Below are 18,236 nucleotides of genomic sequence, written 5' to 3'. Positions count from 1 at the left end.
TTACGAAGAAACGCCGATTAATCTACTGGGTTAGACGTGATACGAAGGAATAAGTTTCAACCTCAGACAACGGCAAAATCCCGGAGTCTCCTCCGGGATTCGCCAATGTCGATGAATTAAGCCGACAGTTCATAAGATACATCGGATAAGAGCACGCCGTAGCTTCCCGAAGGGGAATCGACCTCGATCCGATCACCCTTGCATGCGAGAAGCAACCGGCTGCCGAGCGGTGACAGAAACGAGATGTGTCCGAGATCCCCGTCGATCTCATGCGGCAGCACGAGCTTATATTTTTCTTCCGAGCCGTCCATGTCGTCGACGACGGTCACGTACGATCCGATCCAAGCCATGGAATCGAAATCGCCGGTAATGGTCCCGCTCAGAAAGGAATGGACATGGTCGCAATATTGGGAGATCAAAGTTTGGATCGCTTCTTTTTTGGCCGTATCGGGATACGCCTTTCGGAGCAGCTCCGACGTCATCTTCTCGAAATAGGCCAGCTGTTCCAATAAATGTTCGCGAAATGTCTCCGTCAGACTACGGCTCATACAGAGTTTCCCCCTCTTTGCCTGCGGATATATACTCCGTTATCAGATTAAACAACAATTTCACAGTCCGATTCCTCCCTATGAGAAAATAGACCCTTCGGAAGGGTCTTACAGGTATCATAGCAGATTCCATTTTTTTGTCTATCGGTTTATTGCCGATTTTCGATATCTTGCTTTTCCATTCAAAAATACGTACATACGTTCACTTGAAGAGGTATACTGTTCAGGGAGGTGTATCAGGATGGAAGAACGGGAAATCACGATAACCGATGAAAAATGGCGAGCCGTCATTAGCAACGATGCTTCGTACGACGGACGGTTTTTCTATGCGGTGAAAACCACGGGGATATTTTGCAGGCCGTCCTGCAAATCCAAACCTCCGAAACAGGAAAACATTCGGATGTTCCGGACGGCCGATCAAGCCCTGTCGGCTGGCTTCCGCCCATGCAAGCGATGCAAGCCGACCGGCGTTCGATTGCCCGACGAAGAATGGCTGGCGACGGTCACGGAATATATCGACGCGCATTACCAGGACCGTCTCTCGCTTGACGTTCTGGCGGACGTATGCCACGGCAGCCCTTACCATCTGCATCGGACTTTTAAGCGAATTAAAGGCATAACTCCTATCGAATATATTCAGCAAAAACGTATCAATCAGGCAATCAGGCTTCTAATCACTTCGGCCCGGCCCATTACAGAGATCGGTCAGGACGTCGGACTGCCTAATTTGCCCTATTTTACGACATTGTTCAAGAAGCGAACCGGTATGACACCGGCTCGTTACCGCCAATCTATGCGATCCGACAAGGAGGTTTTTCTAAATGACACGTCCCGCTAAAACGCAAGTTTATTGGAGTCTCATCGAGCATGGCGATTGGTATATGCACATTGCCGCCACAGTGGACGGGCTTTGCTTCGTCGGCTCTAGGAATCATCCATTAGAGGAAATGACCGCTTGGATCGAAGCACGGCTCCCAGGCAGCGCCGTCGTACGAGACGATGAGATGCTTCATCCTTACGCGGCGGAATTGATTCAATATTTACAGGGCGCCCGCGAGCGATTTACCGTTCCCTTCGATCTGCGAGGCACGCCGTTCCAACTTGCTGTCTGGGAAGCGCTCGGCGCTGTTCCGTACGGAGCGACGCGCTCTTATTCCGACATCGCGAATGCGATCCGGAAACCGGCAGCGGTTCGTGCGGTCGGCTCGGCGATCGGAGCGAATCCGCTCCTTATTACGGTGCCTTGCCATCGTGTCGTCGGGAAGAACGGGACGCTGACCGGCTATCGGGGCGGACTGGAGATGAAAAAGAAACTGCTGGAGTTGGAAACGAGCGGTGCCAGCACCGAGGGGACGGGGACGTGAATCGGGAGGTTCAGTACAAGCACCCGAAGACGCTTCTCAATAAAGGAACCGGCTTCCTGGGCGGATACACCCACTCCCTGAACCCTTATACCGGATGCGCCTTCGGCTGCACGTATTGTTATGTACGGCAGATGCCGGTGTCCTTGTTTCGGGAGGGAGGATGGGGATCTTGGGTGGATGTGAAGCAAGGGGCGGCTGATTTGCTGCGCAAGGAGCTCCGCAGGGCAAAAACGAAGGGCCCGGTGACGATCTTTATGTCGTCCAGCACGGACCCTTACCAGCCTGTCGAATATAAGGAACAAGTTACGAGGTCTTTGTTGGAAGTCATGGCTGAGGACCCGCCCGATTTCCTTCTCTTGCAGACCCGCAGCCCGTTAGTTTGCAGAGATATTGATTTGTTGCGTCTCTTGGGAGACAGGGTTCGCGTCAGCATGACGGTCGAGACCGACCGGGAGGATATACGCAAGGTATTCGCCCCGTATGCCCCTCCTATTCCGGCGCGATTAAACGCATTGCGCGAACTGTCAAAAGCGGAAATCCCGACCCAGGCCGCGATCGCTCCCATACTGCCCAGCAGCGAAGAGTTCCCCGAGCTTCTCCGACAAGTCACGAACCGTATTTGCATCGACGACTACTTCATGGGCGACGGCAGCGGCGGCAAGCGGACTCGGAAGCTGGGCATTCATGCCTTGTACGAAGAGCTGGGGCTCGAGGAATGGAATTGCCCATCGGCTTACCGTTCCGTCGTAGAGCGATTAAATCGGGTATTTCCGCACAATCGGATCTATTTAAGCCGCGAAGGGTTCGAGCCATAAACGACAAAACCGGTTGGAGCCGAATTTCTCTCGGCCCCAACCGGTCCTCTTACATCAACCAAGCGTGATCCGGGTCGTTACGGAATTTCCATATCCGCTTCGGTCCCGCCATGACGTTCAAATAGTAAACCTCGTAGCCCGGAGGGGCCGATACCGGGTGGTACCCGCGCGGAACCAGTACGGCTTCGCCGTCGTTTACGACCAACGTCTCGTTCAGAGACCGGTCGTCGGTATACACCCGTTGAATAGCGAAGCCCTGCTCTGGCTGTACATGGAAATAGTAGGTTTCCTCCAGCAAAGATTCGTCAGGCAGCGCGTCCTGATCGTGCTTGTGCGGTGGATAGCTCGACCAGTGGCCTTCCGGGGTAAACACTTCTACGACAAGCAAGGAGTCGGCAGGCTGCCCTTCCGGCAAAATGTTATGGATATGCCGCTCGACATTGCCTTTGCCCCTCGTCTCGACGCCGACGTGTTCCGGCGCGATCAATCGCGCAGGGTGATTCGCTTGTCCGGGAGCGGAGCAGATCGCGATTTCGAGTTCGGTCAGCGCTTCGATCGTATACAAGTCCTCATTCGGCACATAGACCGAATACGGTGGAGTCTTCTCGAACACGCTCATCCGCTGGCCGATATTTGTCCATTCAGCATCCTTTGTCGATACGTTGGCCTTGCCGCTCAGCAGAACGAGGCAAACTTCCTGCGATTGCGTGTTCCTCTTCAGCTTCTCGCCTGCCTTCAGCTTGACCACTTCGAAACCGACGTAAGTCCATCCTGCGGACTCCGGGGTCACCGCCAACACGCTGCCCTCTTCATTGGATTGCTTTAAGGGTTTAACAATCAAATTCGACATTTATGCCTCTCCTCCCGCTCGGCCAGAGCTGCCGAACAAACGCATTTTCGCCTTAACCGACGCTTTAATCGCTTCTCTGGCCGGCACCAAATAATGACGCGGATCGTAAGCCTCCGGATGCTCCTGCAAATAGGAGCGAATCGCCGTCGTGCAAGCGATCTGATTATCCGTGTTCACGTTGATCTTGGCGGTTCCGAGCGCGATCGCCCTGACGATCTCCTCATCCGGCAGGCCGCTCCCCCCGTGCAGCACAAGGGGAAGACCAGTTAGCTGGCGAATTTCGCCCATCCGATCGAATCCCAGCTTAGGCTGCCCCCTGTAGGGACCGTGAACGGAGCCGAGCGCAGGCGCCAAGCAGTCGATGCCCGTCTCGTTGACGAGACGGACGCAATCCTCGGGAACGGCATACATCGCTTCCGCTTCATCGACGACAAGATCGTCCTCCCGTCCCGTAATCCGGCCAAGCTCGGCTTCTACCGTTGCTCCGAGTACATGCGCCGCTTCCGTCACTCGCTGGGTAATCTCGATATTCCGCTCCAACTCGTGATGGGACGCGTTGATCATGACCGAGGTAAAGCCCGCGTGAAGCGCGCGGATGCACACCTCGTAAGTCGAGCCATGATCCAGATGCAAGGAAACCGGAACCGTAACTCCATAATGCTCAATCAGTGATTCGACCATCCCTGCAATGCAGGACAGTCCGCCCATGTAAGGAATATAAGCCTCGCTTACGCCGAGTATCACCGGTGATCTCTCTTCGTTCGCGGCCATCAGAATCGCTTGCGTAAATTCCAGGTTGTTCAGGTTGAATTGACCGACCGCGTATTGCCCGTCCAATGCGTCCTTTAGCATCTCCTTCATCGATACGAGAGCCATAACGCACCCCTCCTTCCGTTTTCCGTACGTCGCTTACCAGCGGGCGGTGACCATTTTTTTGCGCGTGTAAAACTCGACGCCATCGGTGCCGTTGGCATGCAGATCGCCGTAAAACGAATTTTTCCAGCCGGAGAAAGGGAAAAAGGCCATCGGCGCGGGAACGCCCAGGTTAATGCCCAGCATGCCGGCCTCGATATTCTCGCGGAATTGACGAACGTTGCTTCCATCCTGTGTGAACAGGCATGCGCCGTTGGCGAAGTCGGAACGGTTCGCTAGCGCGATCGCTTCCTCCAAGGTGTCAACGCGCGCAACCGAGAGAACCGGCGCGAAAATTTCGTCCTTCCAGATTTTCATTTCGCTCGTGACGTGATCGAAGATCGTCGGTCCCACGAAGTAGCCTTCGCCTTGCGACGCCTCGTCCTCGCGTCCATCGCGCAACAAACTTGCGCCGTCGCTGATGCCCGCCTCAATGTAATGCAGCGCCCGCTCCTTTTGCGAGCCGCGAATGACAGGCCCCAGGAACACGTCCTTGTCATTGCCGTTGCCGATCGTAATCTTGTTCGCTGCCGCGACAAGCTTCTCGATGAGCGGATCCGCCGCTTCACCGACGGCTACGACTACCGCGCAAGCCATGCAACGCTCGCCCGCCGAACCGAACGCCGCGTTGACGATCTGTTGCACGGCGCCGTCCAGATCGGCGTCCGGCATGACGATGCTATGGTTTTTGGCGCCGGCAAGAGCTTGTACCCGTTTACCGTGGGCCGTACCTGTTTTGTATACATATTCCGCAACCGGTTGGGAGCCGACGAAAGAGATGGCTTTTACATCCGGATGTTCCAGCAAACCGTTGACCACATCGTGCGCGCCGTGAACGACGTTCAGAACGCCGTCTGGCAAGCCCGCTTCCTTGATCAGCTCAGCCAGACGATTGGCCAGTAGAGGCGTGCGCTCCGAAGGCTTGAGCACGAACGTATTTCCGCATGCGATCGCCAGCGGGAACATCCAACAAGGAACCATCATCGGGAAGTTAAACGGAGTAATCCCGCCGATAACCCCGATCGGATACCGATACATGCCGGATTCCACGTTCGTGGCGATATCCGGAAGTTGCTTGCCCATCATGAGAGACGGCGCTCCCGCCGCGAATTCGACGCATTCAATGCCACGCAACACTTCACCGTGAGCTTCGGTGTAATTTTTACCATTTTCCAAAGTGATGATCCGGGCCAGCTCTTCCCAATTGTCCACGAGCAGCTGCTGATATTTGAATAGCACTCTCGCCCGGCGCGGCACCGCTGTGCGGCTCCACGATTCGAAAGCTTCCTTGGCGTTCAGAACGGCTGTGTCAACGTCATTCCGGGAAGAGATTGGAACTTGGGCAATTACCTCTCCGGTAGCCGGATTATACACCGCGTCAGTTTTACCCGATCCCGAATCCACCCATTGGCCGCCGATAAAGTTTTTTAGCGTTGCAGGTGCTTTTGTATTGGACATATCGGAAAATCTCCTCTCGATTTAAGCTTGCTTGAATTGGCGCATAAACGCTTCGACTTGTTCCAACTTCGGCATCGCGTCCGAGCAGCTATGACTGGAAATGACGATGGAAGCGCAGGCGCTGCCGAATTCCATGCTGCGGCTGATCTCCCAGCCCTGCATAAGCCCGTAGATGAACCCTGCGGCGTAGGAGTCTCCCGCGCCAAACGTCTTGATGACTTTGGCCGGAAAGATCGACCCTCTGTGCGAGCTGCCATCCTTCGCATAAGCAATCGATCCCTCTTTGCCGTGCTTGATGACAACGATCTCCGCATGATGGCTGAACCACTGGGATGCCGTCACCTGGTCGTTCCGCTCGTCATTGCCATCGAATTGCTCCAGCATGTCGAATTCCTCGCGCGTACCGATAATAATGTCGCTCTTCTCGGCAGCCGCGTGGTAATAGATCGCCGTTTCTTGCGGATTCGTCCACGTATAAGGCCGGTAGTCGATATCGAAAATGACTTTCGTGCCGTGTTTGCGCGCGTAACGCAACGCCAGCAGCACCGCTTCGCGGGACGGGCTTTTCGCGAGAGCCGTTCCGGAGACGAGCAGCACTTTGCTGCTCGCAATGAGAGCTTCATCTACTTCCCCAGGCTCCAGCTTGAGATCGGCTACATTATCGCGGTACATGAGAATGCTGCAATCCTCGGGGCTTTTGATCTCGGTAAAGGCCAAACCCGTCACGGCACCGGTTCGATCCGTCAGGACGCCGGACGTGTCGATTCCGTTATTGTGCAAATACTGGACGATAAAACGTCCCATCTGATCGTCGGCCACCTTGCCGATAAATGCCGATTTCATATCCAGCCGCGACATTCCGATCGCGATATTGGCGGGAGAGCCGCCGACGTACTTCGTGAACGTCATCGTCTCCTCCATCGGGCGATTGATCTCGTTCGCGTTCAAATCTATGCATAACCGACCGATTGCCACAAAGTCGAGCGGCTTGTCGGTTGGGAAAGTTACGGGCACCATCGGGCATACCTTCTTTCGTCCATTAATAAGGTCGAGCTGCTTGAATTTTCGTCTTCATCTCGGCATGTGCCTTCAATACTTTGTCATCCGTTGACACTTCCGGCACGCCGACGTTCCACCAGGATTCGTAACCGTCGGTATTCGTACCCGGCAGCACTTTGATTTCCACTAGGACGGGACCCGGCTCGGCTTTCGCTTGCAGCAGCGCCTGCTCCAACTCCGCTGCATTGCGGGCCGTATAGGCTGCAGCGCCCAGGCTGCGGGCATGCGCCGCGAAATCGATCGGCATATATCCCCCATTCAACTGCCCCGATTCCTTGGAGCGGAAGCGGAATTCGTTGCCGAAGCTATCGCTGCCGTGACCGCGCTGCAAATTGTGGATGCATTGGAAGCCGTGATTGTCGAACAGCACGACCGTCAGCTTGACGCCTTCCTGAATGGCAGTTACAAGCTCCGAATGAAGCATCAGGTAGCTGCCATCTCCCAGAAGCGCATAAACTTCTCGCTCCGGCTCCGCAAGCGCGACTCCGAATGCGCCGCTGACTTCATAGCCCATACAAGAGAAGCCGTATTCCATATGGTAAGTTTTCGGCTCGGTTGTCCGCCAGACGCGGTGCAGATCGCCCGGTAAGCTTCCCGCCGCCGCCACGATTACTCCCTTTGCGCCGACTGACCGATTTACGATGCCCAAAGCTTGCGTTTGCGTAAATCCTTCGGGACTTTCCAGCGCATAGAGCCGATCCACCTCGGCGTCCCATTCCGCTTTGTGTTTCTGAATCTCGTCTTCCGCATAACCAGCCCGATAGCCTTCACTGGACAAGCTTGCTTGAAGGGCGACAAGTGCTTCCCTGGCGTCCGCCGTGACGAACTCCCCTTGCATCTTGATCGAATCGAACGAACTGACGTTCAGGTTCAAGAATGTAGCGTTCTCGTTACGGAAAGCGGATTTGGAAGCCGTCGTGAAATCGGAATAACGCGTACCTACGCCAATGATCAAGTCCGCTTCCGCCGCAAGCCGATTCGCGGCCAGAGTTCCGGTCGTGCCAACGCCTCCAACGCTTAACGGGTGGTTCCACGGCACGGCGCTTTTACCGGCTTGCGTCTCCGCTACCGGAATGCCGAACGCCTCCGCAAACGCGAGCAACTCCTTCGTCGCCTCCGAGTAATGAACGCCGCCGCCGGCAATCAGCAGCGGCTTCTTCTTGCCGACAATCAGCTGCACCGCTCTCTCTATCGCTTGAGGCGCAGGCGGCCGACGATCCAGCCGATGCACTCTCTTAATGAAGAAGTCCGTGGGGTAATCATACGCCTCGGCCTGAACGTCCTGCGGCAGAGCCAGCGTCACGGCTCCGGTATCCGCCGGATCGGTCAGCACGCGCATCGCCTGAAGCAAGGATGACATCAACTGCTCCGGACGAACGATCCGGTCCCAGAATTTGCTGACGGACTTGAAAGGATCGTTGGCCGATATCGAATAATCGCTCGGCACTTCTAATTGCTGCAGCACGGGATCCGGCTGGCGGGTGGCGAAGTTATCGCCCGGCAGCAGCAATACCGGAATCCGGTTGACCGTTGCGGTCGCCGCTCCCGTAATCATGTTGAGCGCGCCCGGTCCGATGGAAGTCGTGCAGGCAAATATCTGCTTGCGGTTTTTCTGTTTCGCGTAGGCGGTCGCAGCATGAACCATGCCCTGCTCGTTCTTGCCCTGAAGGAAAATCAGCTCTCCGGCTTCGCGCTCCAGCGCTTCGCCGAGGCCGGTGACGTTGCCATGTCCGAAAATGCCCATGACTCCGCGCACGAATTTCGTTTCTTCTCCGTCGACGGCAATGTACTGCTGGTCGAGAAACTTGAGCAACGCCTGCGCCATTGTCAATCGTATCGTTTTCATTCGCATGCCCTCGGTTTATAGTGAATTTGGATGGTTCGAGTGTTTCTTCAAACGTATACAGACAGCCTAAGCCCGCAATTCTACGTGCGCTTGCGGGCTTTCGGCTTGGATTCGGTTTCCTTTACCCGCAGGAATCAGGCTTGAAGTTGAACGATAAAGGTTTTAATCTCGTAAGGCTTCAGTTCGAACGACAACCCGGAAGAACCTGCTTCGCTCATCGGCTGCTCCATCAGATTGCATTCCTGCAAGGAGGCGATGGTGAGATCGCTGCCCAGCTCGACCTTCGAGCGGACACCGGCGAATTCATGTACGCGCAGGATCAGGCCATCTCCATCCTCCGCTTTCTTCACTGCATCGACCATCACGTTGGCTGCGGACAAGCGGAACAGGGAGAATGCATCCTTCGCCGGAGCGCCTGCATAAGCAGTCAACGGGTTGTTGAGCGACCAAGCTTGCTGCACGGTGCCTCCTGCGTACCAGTCGCCTTCATGCGGGTACAGAGCGTACACGAATTCGTGTTCTCCGATATCCGCATCCGGGTCGGGGCTGATCGCCGATTTCAACAATGACAGGCGCAGGACGTTATCCTTCACGTCGTAGCCGTATTTGCAATCGTTCAGCAAGCTCACGCCGTAACCGCGCTCGGACAGATCGGCCCACTGATGGCCAACAGACTCGAATCGTGCCCAATCCCAGCTTGTGTTCCAGTGCGTCGGGCGTTTGACGTTGCCGAACTGGATATCGTAAGTTGCCTCCGTCGAGCGAACGTCAACCGGGAATGCGACCTTCAGCAACTGCTGATGATCCTGCCAATTGATGTGCGTACGGAAATCGATCCGTCTGTTATCGGCATATACGGTCATTCTCTGGGTAATGACGGAGTTGGCATACTTCCACCGGAAAGCGACAACTGCCATCAGAGGTCCGACTTCCGCCAACTCCACCGATACGAGATCGGTAATCTCGCGCATTTTCTCCTGATAGAAAATGTCGACGTCCCAAGCTTCGAAATGAAGCGGCTTGTCTTCGAACACTTGCAGCACGTTGCCGAAGGCATTCGGAGCAAGCACGTCGCGGCGGTAGTCCAGGTCGTAAATCCGGGACAGCTGTCCGGCTTCGTTCCACTCGATCTCGTAATGAGGGGTCTTAAGCGTGCTTCCTTCCTGACGGAACGGGATAACGGCCTCGTTCTCCGAGGAGTCCAAACCGCCTTCCCGATAACGGATGGCGGACAGTCCAAGCGATGGCACCTTCGATGCCGCCACAATCCAGCGATCTTCGGCATACTGCGCCAGCAGCACGTGGCCCTCCGCATCGATCCATTCGCTTCCTGCAGGCGCCTGATCCCCGTCGATGACAACAAGATCGTTGCGTTCCCAAGGCGAGCTGTTAAGAACGGTAACCGCTCCGTCCGCTTTCGCGCCGCCAACAACGGCAGCCGCATCCTTCCATGCGTCGCTGGCCAGAGCCAGCGCTTCGGCGTATTCCTCGCGGCTGTCTTCGTAGACTTCCTTGATCGAGGAGCCCGGAATAATATCATGGAACTGGTTGCGAAGAATGATTGTCCAGCCCTCGTTCAATTCCTTCTGCCGATACCCGCTCCAATCGCCGCGCAGGACGCTGGCCAACGAGCTGAGCCATTCCGTCTCGCGGTAAAGCAGCTCCAGCTTGCGATTCATCCGTTTGTTGTAGGCTTGGCTTGTATAAGTGCCCCGATGATATTCCAGGTACAGCTCGCCGTCCCATGTATGCACGTAGCGATCCGTGTCCTTAAACGTCGTCTGAAGCCGCTGGAAGTAATCGTCCGCGCGGCCCGTCTTCACGTTCGGCAATCCGGGCATTTCGTCCAAGCGGCGGCGCATTTCCAGCATTTCGCGATTGACGCCTCCGCCTCCGTCTCCGTAGCCGTAGGAAAGCAGCAGCTCCTGGTTCACTTCCTTCTCCTGATACCCTCCCCAAGCCCCTTTAACCGTCTGAGGCGTAATCAGGCCGTTATACGTGTAGAAGAAGGAGTTCGCTTCCTCCCAATCATCCGGCGTCGTGATGAAATGCGTGAGCACCTCCGAGCCGTCGATGCCTCTCCACTTAAACGTGTCATGCGGCATTCTATTGAACTGGTTCCAGCTGATCTTCGTCGTCATGAACGTCTCGAAGCCCGATTTGCGCAAGATTTGCGGCAGCGCCCAGCTATAGCCGAACACGTCGGGAAGCCATAGGTACGTGCTTTCTACCCCGAATTCCTGACGCATAAAGCGCGTTCCGAACAGAAATTGCCGAACGAGCGATTCCCCTGAGGTCAAGTTGCAATCGGCTTCCAGCCACATGCCTCCGCCGATCTCCCAACGTCCCTCGCGTACGCGTTCGCGAATCTGCTCGTAGATCTCGGGATAGTCTTGCTTGATGTACGCGTACAGCTGCGGCTGCGTCTGCAGGAATACGTAATCCGGGAAGCGCTCCATCAAACGCAGAACCGTCGAGAACGAACGGGCGCATTTTTCCCGCGTATGCTTAAGTCTCCAAAGCCAGGCAACGTCGATATGCGTATGGCCGATCGCCGTCACGGTAACCGGATGATGCTTCTCGAAGCCGTTCATCTCGGCCAGCAATTGCTCTCTCGCTTCATACACGGATTCGCGGTACGCATCGGATTCCGGCTGCGACCAGTCAACCTTGAGGAAAGCGCGATCCAACGCTTTCAGAAGACCGACGCGATCCGGATGCTTGTCGTCCAACGCCTGTATCGTTTCGAGAATCGCGCGCCCCGTATAATAAAAATCATCGATTTTTTCATCCAGCCAGCACAGCTCGGCCACGTTGATCGTATGCTTCATCTCGCGCGGCTTGCCGCCGCCGTCAAGACCCGACCACAGCCGAATGTCGATTCTGCCGCTCTTCCCGGCGCAATCTTCCGGCAGGAACACCTCCTGGTGATTGGAATCGACGCCCTGATACGGAGCGCCGTTCCAATACAGCAACGACTCGAAGCCTTCGTTGTTCCCTCCACCGGTTTCACCGAGGTCAAAGCGCGCAAGCACGGTTTTCCCGGACCACTCCTTGGGAATCTCGACGCTGCGGGACAGCCAGATGTAACGGTCGCGACCCTTCCACGTCTCGCCGGCTTTCAATTCAAACTCGGGAGAACCCGCAGGCGGCCGGGCTCCCGTCGCGCCGGCTTCATCCTCGATAGCCGAAAAGCTGTTCATCGGCAAAACATCGCGATAGCGGGTAGCACTCAGCTCCCGGAGGCGGGCTTCTAGCTTCTTCTCAGTAAACAACATCTCGATTCTCACCCTTCTTTCCGATCAGTCGATTTATAAGGATTCCTCAAGCTTGATCAAGTTCTCTAGGCTGGTCGCCAGACTGTCCAGCGGATTGCCCGGACAATAGTCTTGCTCCACTGCAAACCATTCCACGCCGCTGTCCAGCCCCCATCTGAGGATCGGAGCGAAATCGATCAGGCCTGTGCCGATCTCGGCGAAATATTGCTTGCCGTCGGACGTCATGTCCTTCAGGTGAAGAATCGGCATACGGAAAGCGTAGTTGCGAATGAAGTTCAGCGGATCTTGGCCCCCCTTCATTACCCAATAGGTATCGATCTCGGCATAAATAGCGGGATCGTCGAGCAAATATTCGAGAGCGAACTTCCCGTCGATGGAAGTATGGAATTCAAAGTCGTGATTATGGTAACCCGCGCGGTATCCCGTGCCTTGTACTTTGGCGGCCACCGCAAGCAAGTCTTTCTTGACGCTTCTATAGCCTTCGGGAGTCTGGAGCCCATCAGGCAGCGAGTGGCAGATGAAATCCTTCGTGTCGAACAGTCGAGCTTCTTCGAGAACGTTATCCAGATCGTTCTTCATTCGCTCCAGACCTACGTGCATGCCTGCCGTCTTTAAGCCAAGTTCCTTCATAACGGCCGCGATATCCCGAGCGGAGTTGCCGTGAAGCCCGTCGATCTGCACCGCCGCCCAGCCCATTTTACTTAACTCTCTTAGAACGCCCTCGAAATCTTTCTTCAATTCGTTCCTCACGGTGAAAAGCTGAGCTGCCAGTTGATGTCTGATCATCTCCCGATCTCCTCCTTTTTCAGATCCAGCCATTCGACTTCCTCCGCGGTTAACACCAGGTTCATCGCTTGAATGGAGGACTCGAATTCCTCCGGGTTGCGAGGTCCGATAATGGCGCAAGTCGGGAAAGGCTGATACAAAACATAAGACAAGGCGATCTGAATCGGCGTCACGCCTTTCTCTTCTGCCAGCTTCACCGCGCGACGATATCGTTCCCAGTTCTCGTCGCTGTAATAGACCCGGACCATTTCCGGATCGTCCAACTTATCGGGCGCGAAGTTCCCCGAGAAAAATCCGCCCGCTTGCGCCGACCATGCGAACAGTGGAAGCTGCGTTTCGGCATGCCAGTCGCACGTTTCCTCGTCCGCCGAGACGGTCCCCTCCCACCTCGCTTCTTTAGGCTTGGCTAAGCTGAGGTTCGGGCTGCTGAAGGAAAAGCCGATCAGATTACGGGAAGCAGCAAATTCGTTCGCCTCCCGAATTCTCTTGTAAGACCAGTTCGAAGCCCCGATGGCCCGAATCTTCTTCGCTTGAATATGCTCGTTCAACTCTTCGATAATCGGACCGACCGCTACCGTCGGATCATCCCTATGCAAGGCATAAAGATCGACATAATCCGTTCCCAGCCGTTCCAGGCTCTCCGATAAGTCCTTGCGGATCGCTTGCGGATTTACGCGAGGTCCCGGGCTTCCGTCGTCGTGATGAGCGCCCTTTGTCAAGATGACCAGCTTTTCACGCAGGTTCGTCTCCGCCAGCCACTGTCCCAGCACAAGTTCCTTACCCCGATATTGATGCGCGGTATCGAAGGCATTGCCTCCGGCCTTGATGTAGGCATCGAGCATCAACCGCTGCGGCTCCTCTATCTTCCTTAGATCTCCCGTCCCCATGAACAGTCGGGAAATCGGCTTTTCGACACCTTGAATTTGGATGTATTTCATTCGTAGGCCTCCTCATGCGATTCTATTCGTCTTCTTCTTTAAACAAAGGCATCAGACTTAATTCGAACCGGAATTTCTTCTCGCTCAGCCGGTATCGCTCGGCCAATTCCGGACCGCAGGAATTGGAACCGACTCCGCTCATCATGTAATCGAGGTGCACGATCGTTTCTTCCCGTTTCTTCCTCATCAGCTCCCAATCATGCTTCGCCTCGGCGATATCCTCCGGCGTGTAGTGGGAAGCGTTAAAGGAGAAGCTCTCCGGAGCAGAGAAGCGTATGCCCATGCCTTGGGCGTTGGACACGATTGCCCAATCTGTACCGTATCTGGAGCCGTTCTCTTGCGGCATGATATAGTTCTCGAACATCTCATCGACCGTTGTCAGGAATCGGCCTCTTTTTACGCTCTGACGTTTATCGATATAGCTTTCATGCGGCCCGAAGCCCGAGTATTCCACCTCTTCCATCCCCCGGGGCATCGTGAGCCGAAGTCCGAATCTCGGAAGATAAGGGTAAGGCAATTCCTCTTGAACGCTAACGTCCAGCAGCAGGTCCAGTTCTCCGGACGCGCCAACCTTCCAGCGGGCTTCCCCGGTTAGAATGGAGGGCAAGCTGTCCGCGCCCAACGAGAATCGACTCGTCAACTCGACGCCTCCGTCCTCGGTTGTGCTCCACACTGTCCGGTACGTTTTCATCCTTGCACGGTCGTAGCCTTCCGCAAACCACTTCTCTTTCACCTGCATATCGTTGTCCATCGGTGCCCGCCAGATCGAATAGACAGAAGGCGCATCCAGCATAATTACACCGTTCCGCGAGATTTGGCTTACCGTCCCGCGCTCAAGATCGAACACATGACGGAAGTCGAAGCCTTCAACGGTTAGCAAGCGCCCTTCCTCTTTCGCCTGTACAGGAAGGGTTTGGGCTACAGCTTGTTCTCGGACGGTTTCCTCTTGCGCCTCGTTGCGCCATTCCAACTGCGCGAACGCGATCTCGTGACCGGCCTGTGCCCATATCGTCTCTTCGTTGTTCCAACAAGAGATCGTCAGAACAACCCTTCCAGGGTTCTCTTGCAGGCTGTAAGGCAAAGTCACGATACAAGATTGGTGAGGCATTAACTGCGGGATTTCAAGTTTTCCCTGCTTGATCAGCCTTCCGTCGAGCTCAACCTTCCAGAAAAATCCGACATGGGATAGGTCGATAAAGTCGTACAGATTGGTTACTTTAAGCTCCCCGGCTTTCGCATTGCGATCCTCTATCCGTATAGGCGAGAGCACCTGCTTCAGCTCCAGAAGGCCGACGTGAGGTTTACGATCCGGGGTAACTAACCCGTCGATGCAGAAGTTGCCGTCGTTAGGAGAATCTCCGAAGTCGCCTCCGTAGGCAAAATAAGGCGTACCGTCCTTCGTCTTCGTGAGAATGCCGTGATCGTTCCATTCCCACACGCAGGCGCCAATCAGCTTCGGATAACGGTAAATGACATCCCAGTAGTCCTTAAGATCTCCCGGGCCGTTGCCCATGGCATGGCTGTATTCACATAAGAAGAGCGGCTTCTTGTTGCTCTCGTCCTGGGCATACGCTTCAATATCTTGAACCGAAGCATACATCCGACTTTCCATGTCTAAGCTGTCCGTGTTGCTACTTCCTTTGTAATGGGGAGCGGCGCCTTCGTAATGAGTCGGAAGCGACGGATCGCGTTCCTTGATCCACTCAGCCATCGCGATGTGATTCGCATCATAACCCGACTCGTTGCCGAGCGACCACATGACGACGCAGGGGTGGTTTTTGTCCCGCTCCACCATACGAACCGCCCTGTCCAGAAACGCGGCCTTCCATTCGGGACTGCGGGATAGGGAATGGCCCGATCCTTCTATATGCTCGTTGCCGATTCCGTGGCACTCCAGATCGGCCTCGTCCACGACGTAAAAGCCGTATTCGTTGCACAGTTCCATGAATCGGGTATCATTCGGATAATGCGAAGTACGAATCGTATTTATGTTATGTTTTTTCATCAGAACCAGGTCTTTGATCATGTGCGCGACCGGAATCGTCTGACCAAGCTCCGGATGCGAGTCGTGCCGGTTAACGCCCTTGAGCTTAACGGCCTGGCCATTGATCAATAGAACCCCGTCTTCGATTTTCACTTGCCTGAATCCTACCTGGAACCGCAGCACCTCATCGCCGGCGCGAACGTACAGCTCATATAAATTCGGCTCCTCGGCATTCCACAGATGAGGGTGATCAATCTCGAAGCGTAGGGTACCTTGTTCGTCGATAACGGCTTCGGCCGAAGCGGCAACCTTCCCTTCGGCATCCTTTAACTCCCCGCTAACGCGCAATTGTCCGGTCGTCTCGATATCCGTCGTTAATATCGCTTTGTCGAAGCCGTTCTCGAACGTTTGCTTATTAAATACGTCCCTGACGTGAACGCGATCGCGCGCGAGCAGGTAAACGTCGCGGAAGATACCCGAATAACGCCACAAATCCTGGTCTTCCAAATACGAGCCGTCGCACCATTTCAATACGAGTACGGCGACCCTGTTTTTGCCCGGCTTGACCAGAGCGGAGACGTTAAATTCAGCCGGGATGCGGCTGCCTTGGCTATAGCCGGCAAATTGCCCGTTCAGCCACAAGTAGAAGCAGGCGTTAACGCCTTCGAAAACGATATATTTTTCCTTGCCGTCCCATTGCTCCGCGACGTTAAATTCCCGCACGTAAAGCCCGGCCGGATTTTGATCGGGAACAAACGGCGGATCGTTGGGAAACGGATAATTAATATTCGTATATTGAAGCTGGTCGTAGCCGTTCACTTGCCAGCAGGACGGAACGATCAAATCGTCCCAGGAGCCGACGTCCGCCGTCGTCTCGTAGAACGGCTCTTCCACGTTTAGTACGCTGCTATGGTATTGGAACTTCCAGGCTCCGTTTAGAGTTTGATACCAAGGAGAACGCCCGCGCTTGGCCGATTTCGCCGAGCTTTCATCCGCATAAGGAACATAAGAGGCTCGCGAAGCCTCTCTGTTCACCTGGAGAACGTCCAAGTTCTCCCAATACCGTTCCAATTTAATCATCACTTTTCCCCTCCCTTAACGCGAAATGGCTTATTTGAAAAATCCCCGTAACATCAGACGATGAAGCAATTCTCCAAACAGGCTATTCGCCCAAGCGAACCAAGGTCGCGTATAGTTCGTCGGGTTATTCGGGTCGAATCCTTCGTGCATGTACCCCGTGTCCCCGTCCGTTCGCTGAAGCATGTCCAGCAGTTCCCGGATTTCCGCGTCGTCCCGCGAAGTGAGCGCCTGCATCGCTAGGCTGATCGGCCAGATAAAGCCTGGCGGCGTATGCGGACTCCCGATTCCCTTGGCGTATTTCCCCTCATGGTAATATGGGTTATCTTCGCTTAATACAAACCTGCGAGTGTTGCGATAGATCGGATCGCTCTCATCCGCATAGCCCAGGTAAGGAATAGATAGCAGGCTCGGCACGTTGGCGTCATCCATCAGAATGTAGTTGCCGAATCCGTCCGTCTCGTAAGCGTAAATCTTGCCGTACTTCGGATGAAGAAAAGTTCCGTAGGTTTGAATGCCGAAGTCGATCTCTTCCCGAAGCTCCGCCGCAAGACGAACAAGCTCGGCATCGGCCCACACTTCCGCCGCGATCTCCTCCACGTAGCGAAGGACGACGACGGCGAACATATTGGAGGGAATCAGATAACCGAACGTGCAAGCATCGTCGCTCGGTCGAAATCCGGACCAAGTCATCCCGGTGTAATTCACCGGCATTCCCATCCGGTTGTTGCGCAGCGTGTCGCTTGGCGGGCAATCGATTCTGGCGAAACGATAAGGAGATTGCTCCGTATGCCTCTGTTCCGTTCTCCACAAGGAGATAATCGTCGTTACCGCGGCGCGGAACGACTCGTCGAAGAGGCTTGCGTTTCCGGTTTCTTTCCAATAAAGATAAGAGAGCTGCAAGGGGTAGCAAAGAGAGTCGATCTCGTATTTTCGTTCCCATACCCAGGCATCAAGCTCGGTCAAATCCTGGTCGTAGCGGTTGTCGTTCGCTTCCTCATTAAAAGCGTTAGCGTACGGATCGATATGGATATAAGCAATCTGTCTCCGGATCAAGCCTTCCACCAGCAACTGCAGTTCCTTATCCTCTGCGACAAGGGGCATATAGTGCCGAACTTGCGCGCTGGAATCCCGCAGCCACATTGCCGGGATATCTCCCGTAATGACGAATGCCGTTTGATCGTCCAGCAGCTTAACGGTTGTCTCCAGCGTATTCGGGTAACATTTCGTAAACATATCGAGCAGCTTAGGATGCTCGGACAGTGTCGTCTTAGCTTCCATCAGCAATTGCGAAACGGAATGTGGCAGCTTCATGGGATGA

The 18,236-nt window shown here is 55.0% G+C and carries 14 protein-coding genes; 3 read left to right on the top strand and 11 right to left on the bottom strand.

Going from position 1 to position 18,236, the window contains the following annotated elements:
• Positions 1-116: 116 nt before the first annotated feature.
• Positions 117-548 (bottom strand): GreA/GreB family elongation factor, encoded by a 432-nt coding sequence (locus FPZ45_RS15470; RefSeq protein ID WP_144703545.1) that lies wholly within the window; start codon positions 546-548, stop codon positions 117-119.
• Between the two features lie 241 nt (positions 549-789).
• On the opposite strand from FPZ45_RS15470, the gene FPZ45_RS15465 reads away from it, so the two are divergent.
• The 3 genes from FPZ45_RS15465 to FPZ45_RS15455 are packed head-to-tail and all read left to right on the top strand — an operon-like array spanning position 790 to position 2,727.
• Positions 790-1,386: a bifunctional transcriptional activator/DNA repair enzyme AdaA gene (locus tag FPZ45_RS15465; protein ID WP_144703542.1), complete on the top strand. Its 597-nt coding sequence runs from the start codon at positions 790-792 to the stop codon at positions 1,384-1,386.
• Positions 1,370-1,912, top strand: a complete 543-nt coding sequence (locus FPZ45_RS15460; RefSeq protein ID WP_144703539.1) for a methylated-DNA--[protein]-cysteine S-methyltransferase — start codon at positions 1,370-1,372, stop codon at positions 1,910-1,912. Before FPZ45_RS15465 ends, FPZ45_RS15460 begins: the two co-directional genes overlap by 17 nt.
• The gene (locus tag FPZ45_RS15455; protein WP_144703536.1) at positions 1,909-2,727 is read left to right on the top strand and encodes an SPL family radical SAM protein; all 819 of its coding nucleotides are present in this window, start codon (positions 1,909-1,911) and stop codon (positions 2,725-2,727) included. The genes FPZ45_RS15460 and FPZ45_RS15455 overlap by 4 nt, the downstream gene beginning before the upstream one ends.
• A 49-nt stretch (positions 2,728-2,776) precedes the next feature.
• On the opposite strand, the gene iolB is transcribed toward FPZ45_RS15455, so the two are convergent.
• From iolB to FPZ45_RS15405, 10 genes are all read right to left on the bottom strand, one after another.
• Positions 2,777-3,577 (bottom strand): 5-deoxy-glucuronate isomerase, encoded by an 801-nt coding sequence (iolB, locus tag FPZ45_RS15450; RefSeq protein WP_144703533.1) that lies wholly within the window; start codon positions 3,575-3,577, stop codon positions 2,777-2,779.
• Positions 3,578-4,453, bottom strand: coding sequence for a class II fructose-1,6-bisphosphate aldolase (gene fba / locus FPZ45_RS15445; protein WP_144703530.1), 876 nt, complete (start codon positions 4,451-4,453; stop codon positions 3,578-3,580).
• A gap of 33 nt (positions 4,454-4,486) precedes the next feature.
• Positions 4,487-5,947 carry a CoA-acylating methylmalonate-semialdehyde dehydrogenase gene (locus FPZ45_RS15440; protein WP_144703527.1) on the bottom strand — a complete coding sequence of 487 codons (1,461 nt, stop codon included), beginning with the start codon at positions 5,945-5,947 and terminating at the stop codon, positions 4,487-4,489.
• A gap of 21 nt (positions 5,948-5,968) precedes the next feature.
• A complete protein-coding gene (iolC, locus tag FPZ45_RS15435; protein WP_144703523.1) occupies positions 5,969-6,964 on the bottom strand; it encodes a 5-dehydro-2-deoxygluconokinase in 996 nt (331 codons plus the stop codon).
• Between the two features lie 22 nt (positions 6,965-6,986).
• Positions 6,987-8,852, bottom strand: coding sequence for a 3D-(3,5/4)-trihydroxycyclohexane-1,2-dione acylhydrolase (decyclizing) (iolD, locus tag FPZ45_RS15430; RefSeq protein ID WP_144703520.1), 1,866 nt, complete (start codon positions 8,850-8,852; stop codon positions 6,987-6,989).
• Between the two features lie 134 nt (positions 8,853-8,986).
• The gene (locus tag FPZ45_RS15425; RefSeq protein ID WP_144703861.1) at positions 8,987-12,130 is read right to left on the bottom strand and encodes an alpha-mannosidase; all 3,144 of its coding nucleotides are present in this window, start codon (positions 12,128-12,130) and stop codon (positions 8,987-8,989) included.
• A gap of 33 nt (positions 12,131-12,163) precedes the next feature.
• The gene (locus tag FPZ45_RS15420) at positions 12,164-12,916 is read right to left on the bottom strand and encodes a sugar phosphate isomerase/epimerase family protein (RefSeq protein ID WP_246120465.1); all 753 of its coding nucleotides are present in this window, start codon (positions 12,914-12,916) and stop codon (positions 12,164-12,166) included.
• Positions 12,913-13,854, bottom strand: coding sequence for an aldo/keto reductase (locus FPZ45_RS15415; RefSeq protein ID WP_144703517.1), 942 nt, complete (start codon positions 13,852-13,854; stop codon positions 12,913-12,915). Before FPZ45_RS15415 ends, FPZ45_RS15420 begins: the two co-directional genes overlap by 4 nt.
• A 22-nt stretch (positions 13,855-13,876) precedes the next feature.
• On the bottom strand, positions 13,877-16,918 hold the full coding sequence (locus tag FPZ45_RS15410) for a glycoside hydrolase family 2 TIM barrel-domain containing protein (protein ID WP_144703855.1): 3,042 nt from the start codon (positions 16,916-16,918) through the stop codon (positions 13,877-13,879).
• Between the two features lie 30 nt (positions 16,919-16,948).
• Positions 16,949-18,229, bottom strand: a complete 1,281-nt coding sequence (locus FPZ45_RS15405; RefSeq protein ID WP_144703514.1) for a glycoside hydrolase family 125 protein — start codon at positions 18,227-18,229, stop codon at positions 16,949-16,951.
• Positions 18,230-18,236 lie beyond the last annotated feature (7 nt).

Origin of the sequence: Cohnella terricola (assembly GCF_007786475.1) — a bacterium.
Classification (GTDB): Bacteria; Bacillota; Bacilli; order Paenibacillales; family Paenibacillaceae; genus Cohnella; species Cohnella terricola.
Note: the sequence above shows the minus strand (reverse complement) of the source record. Positions and strands in the feature narration are given on the sequence as shown.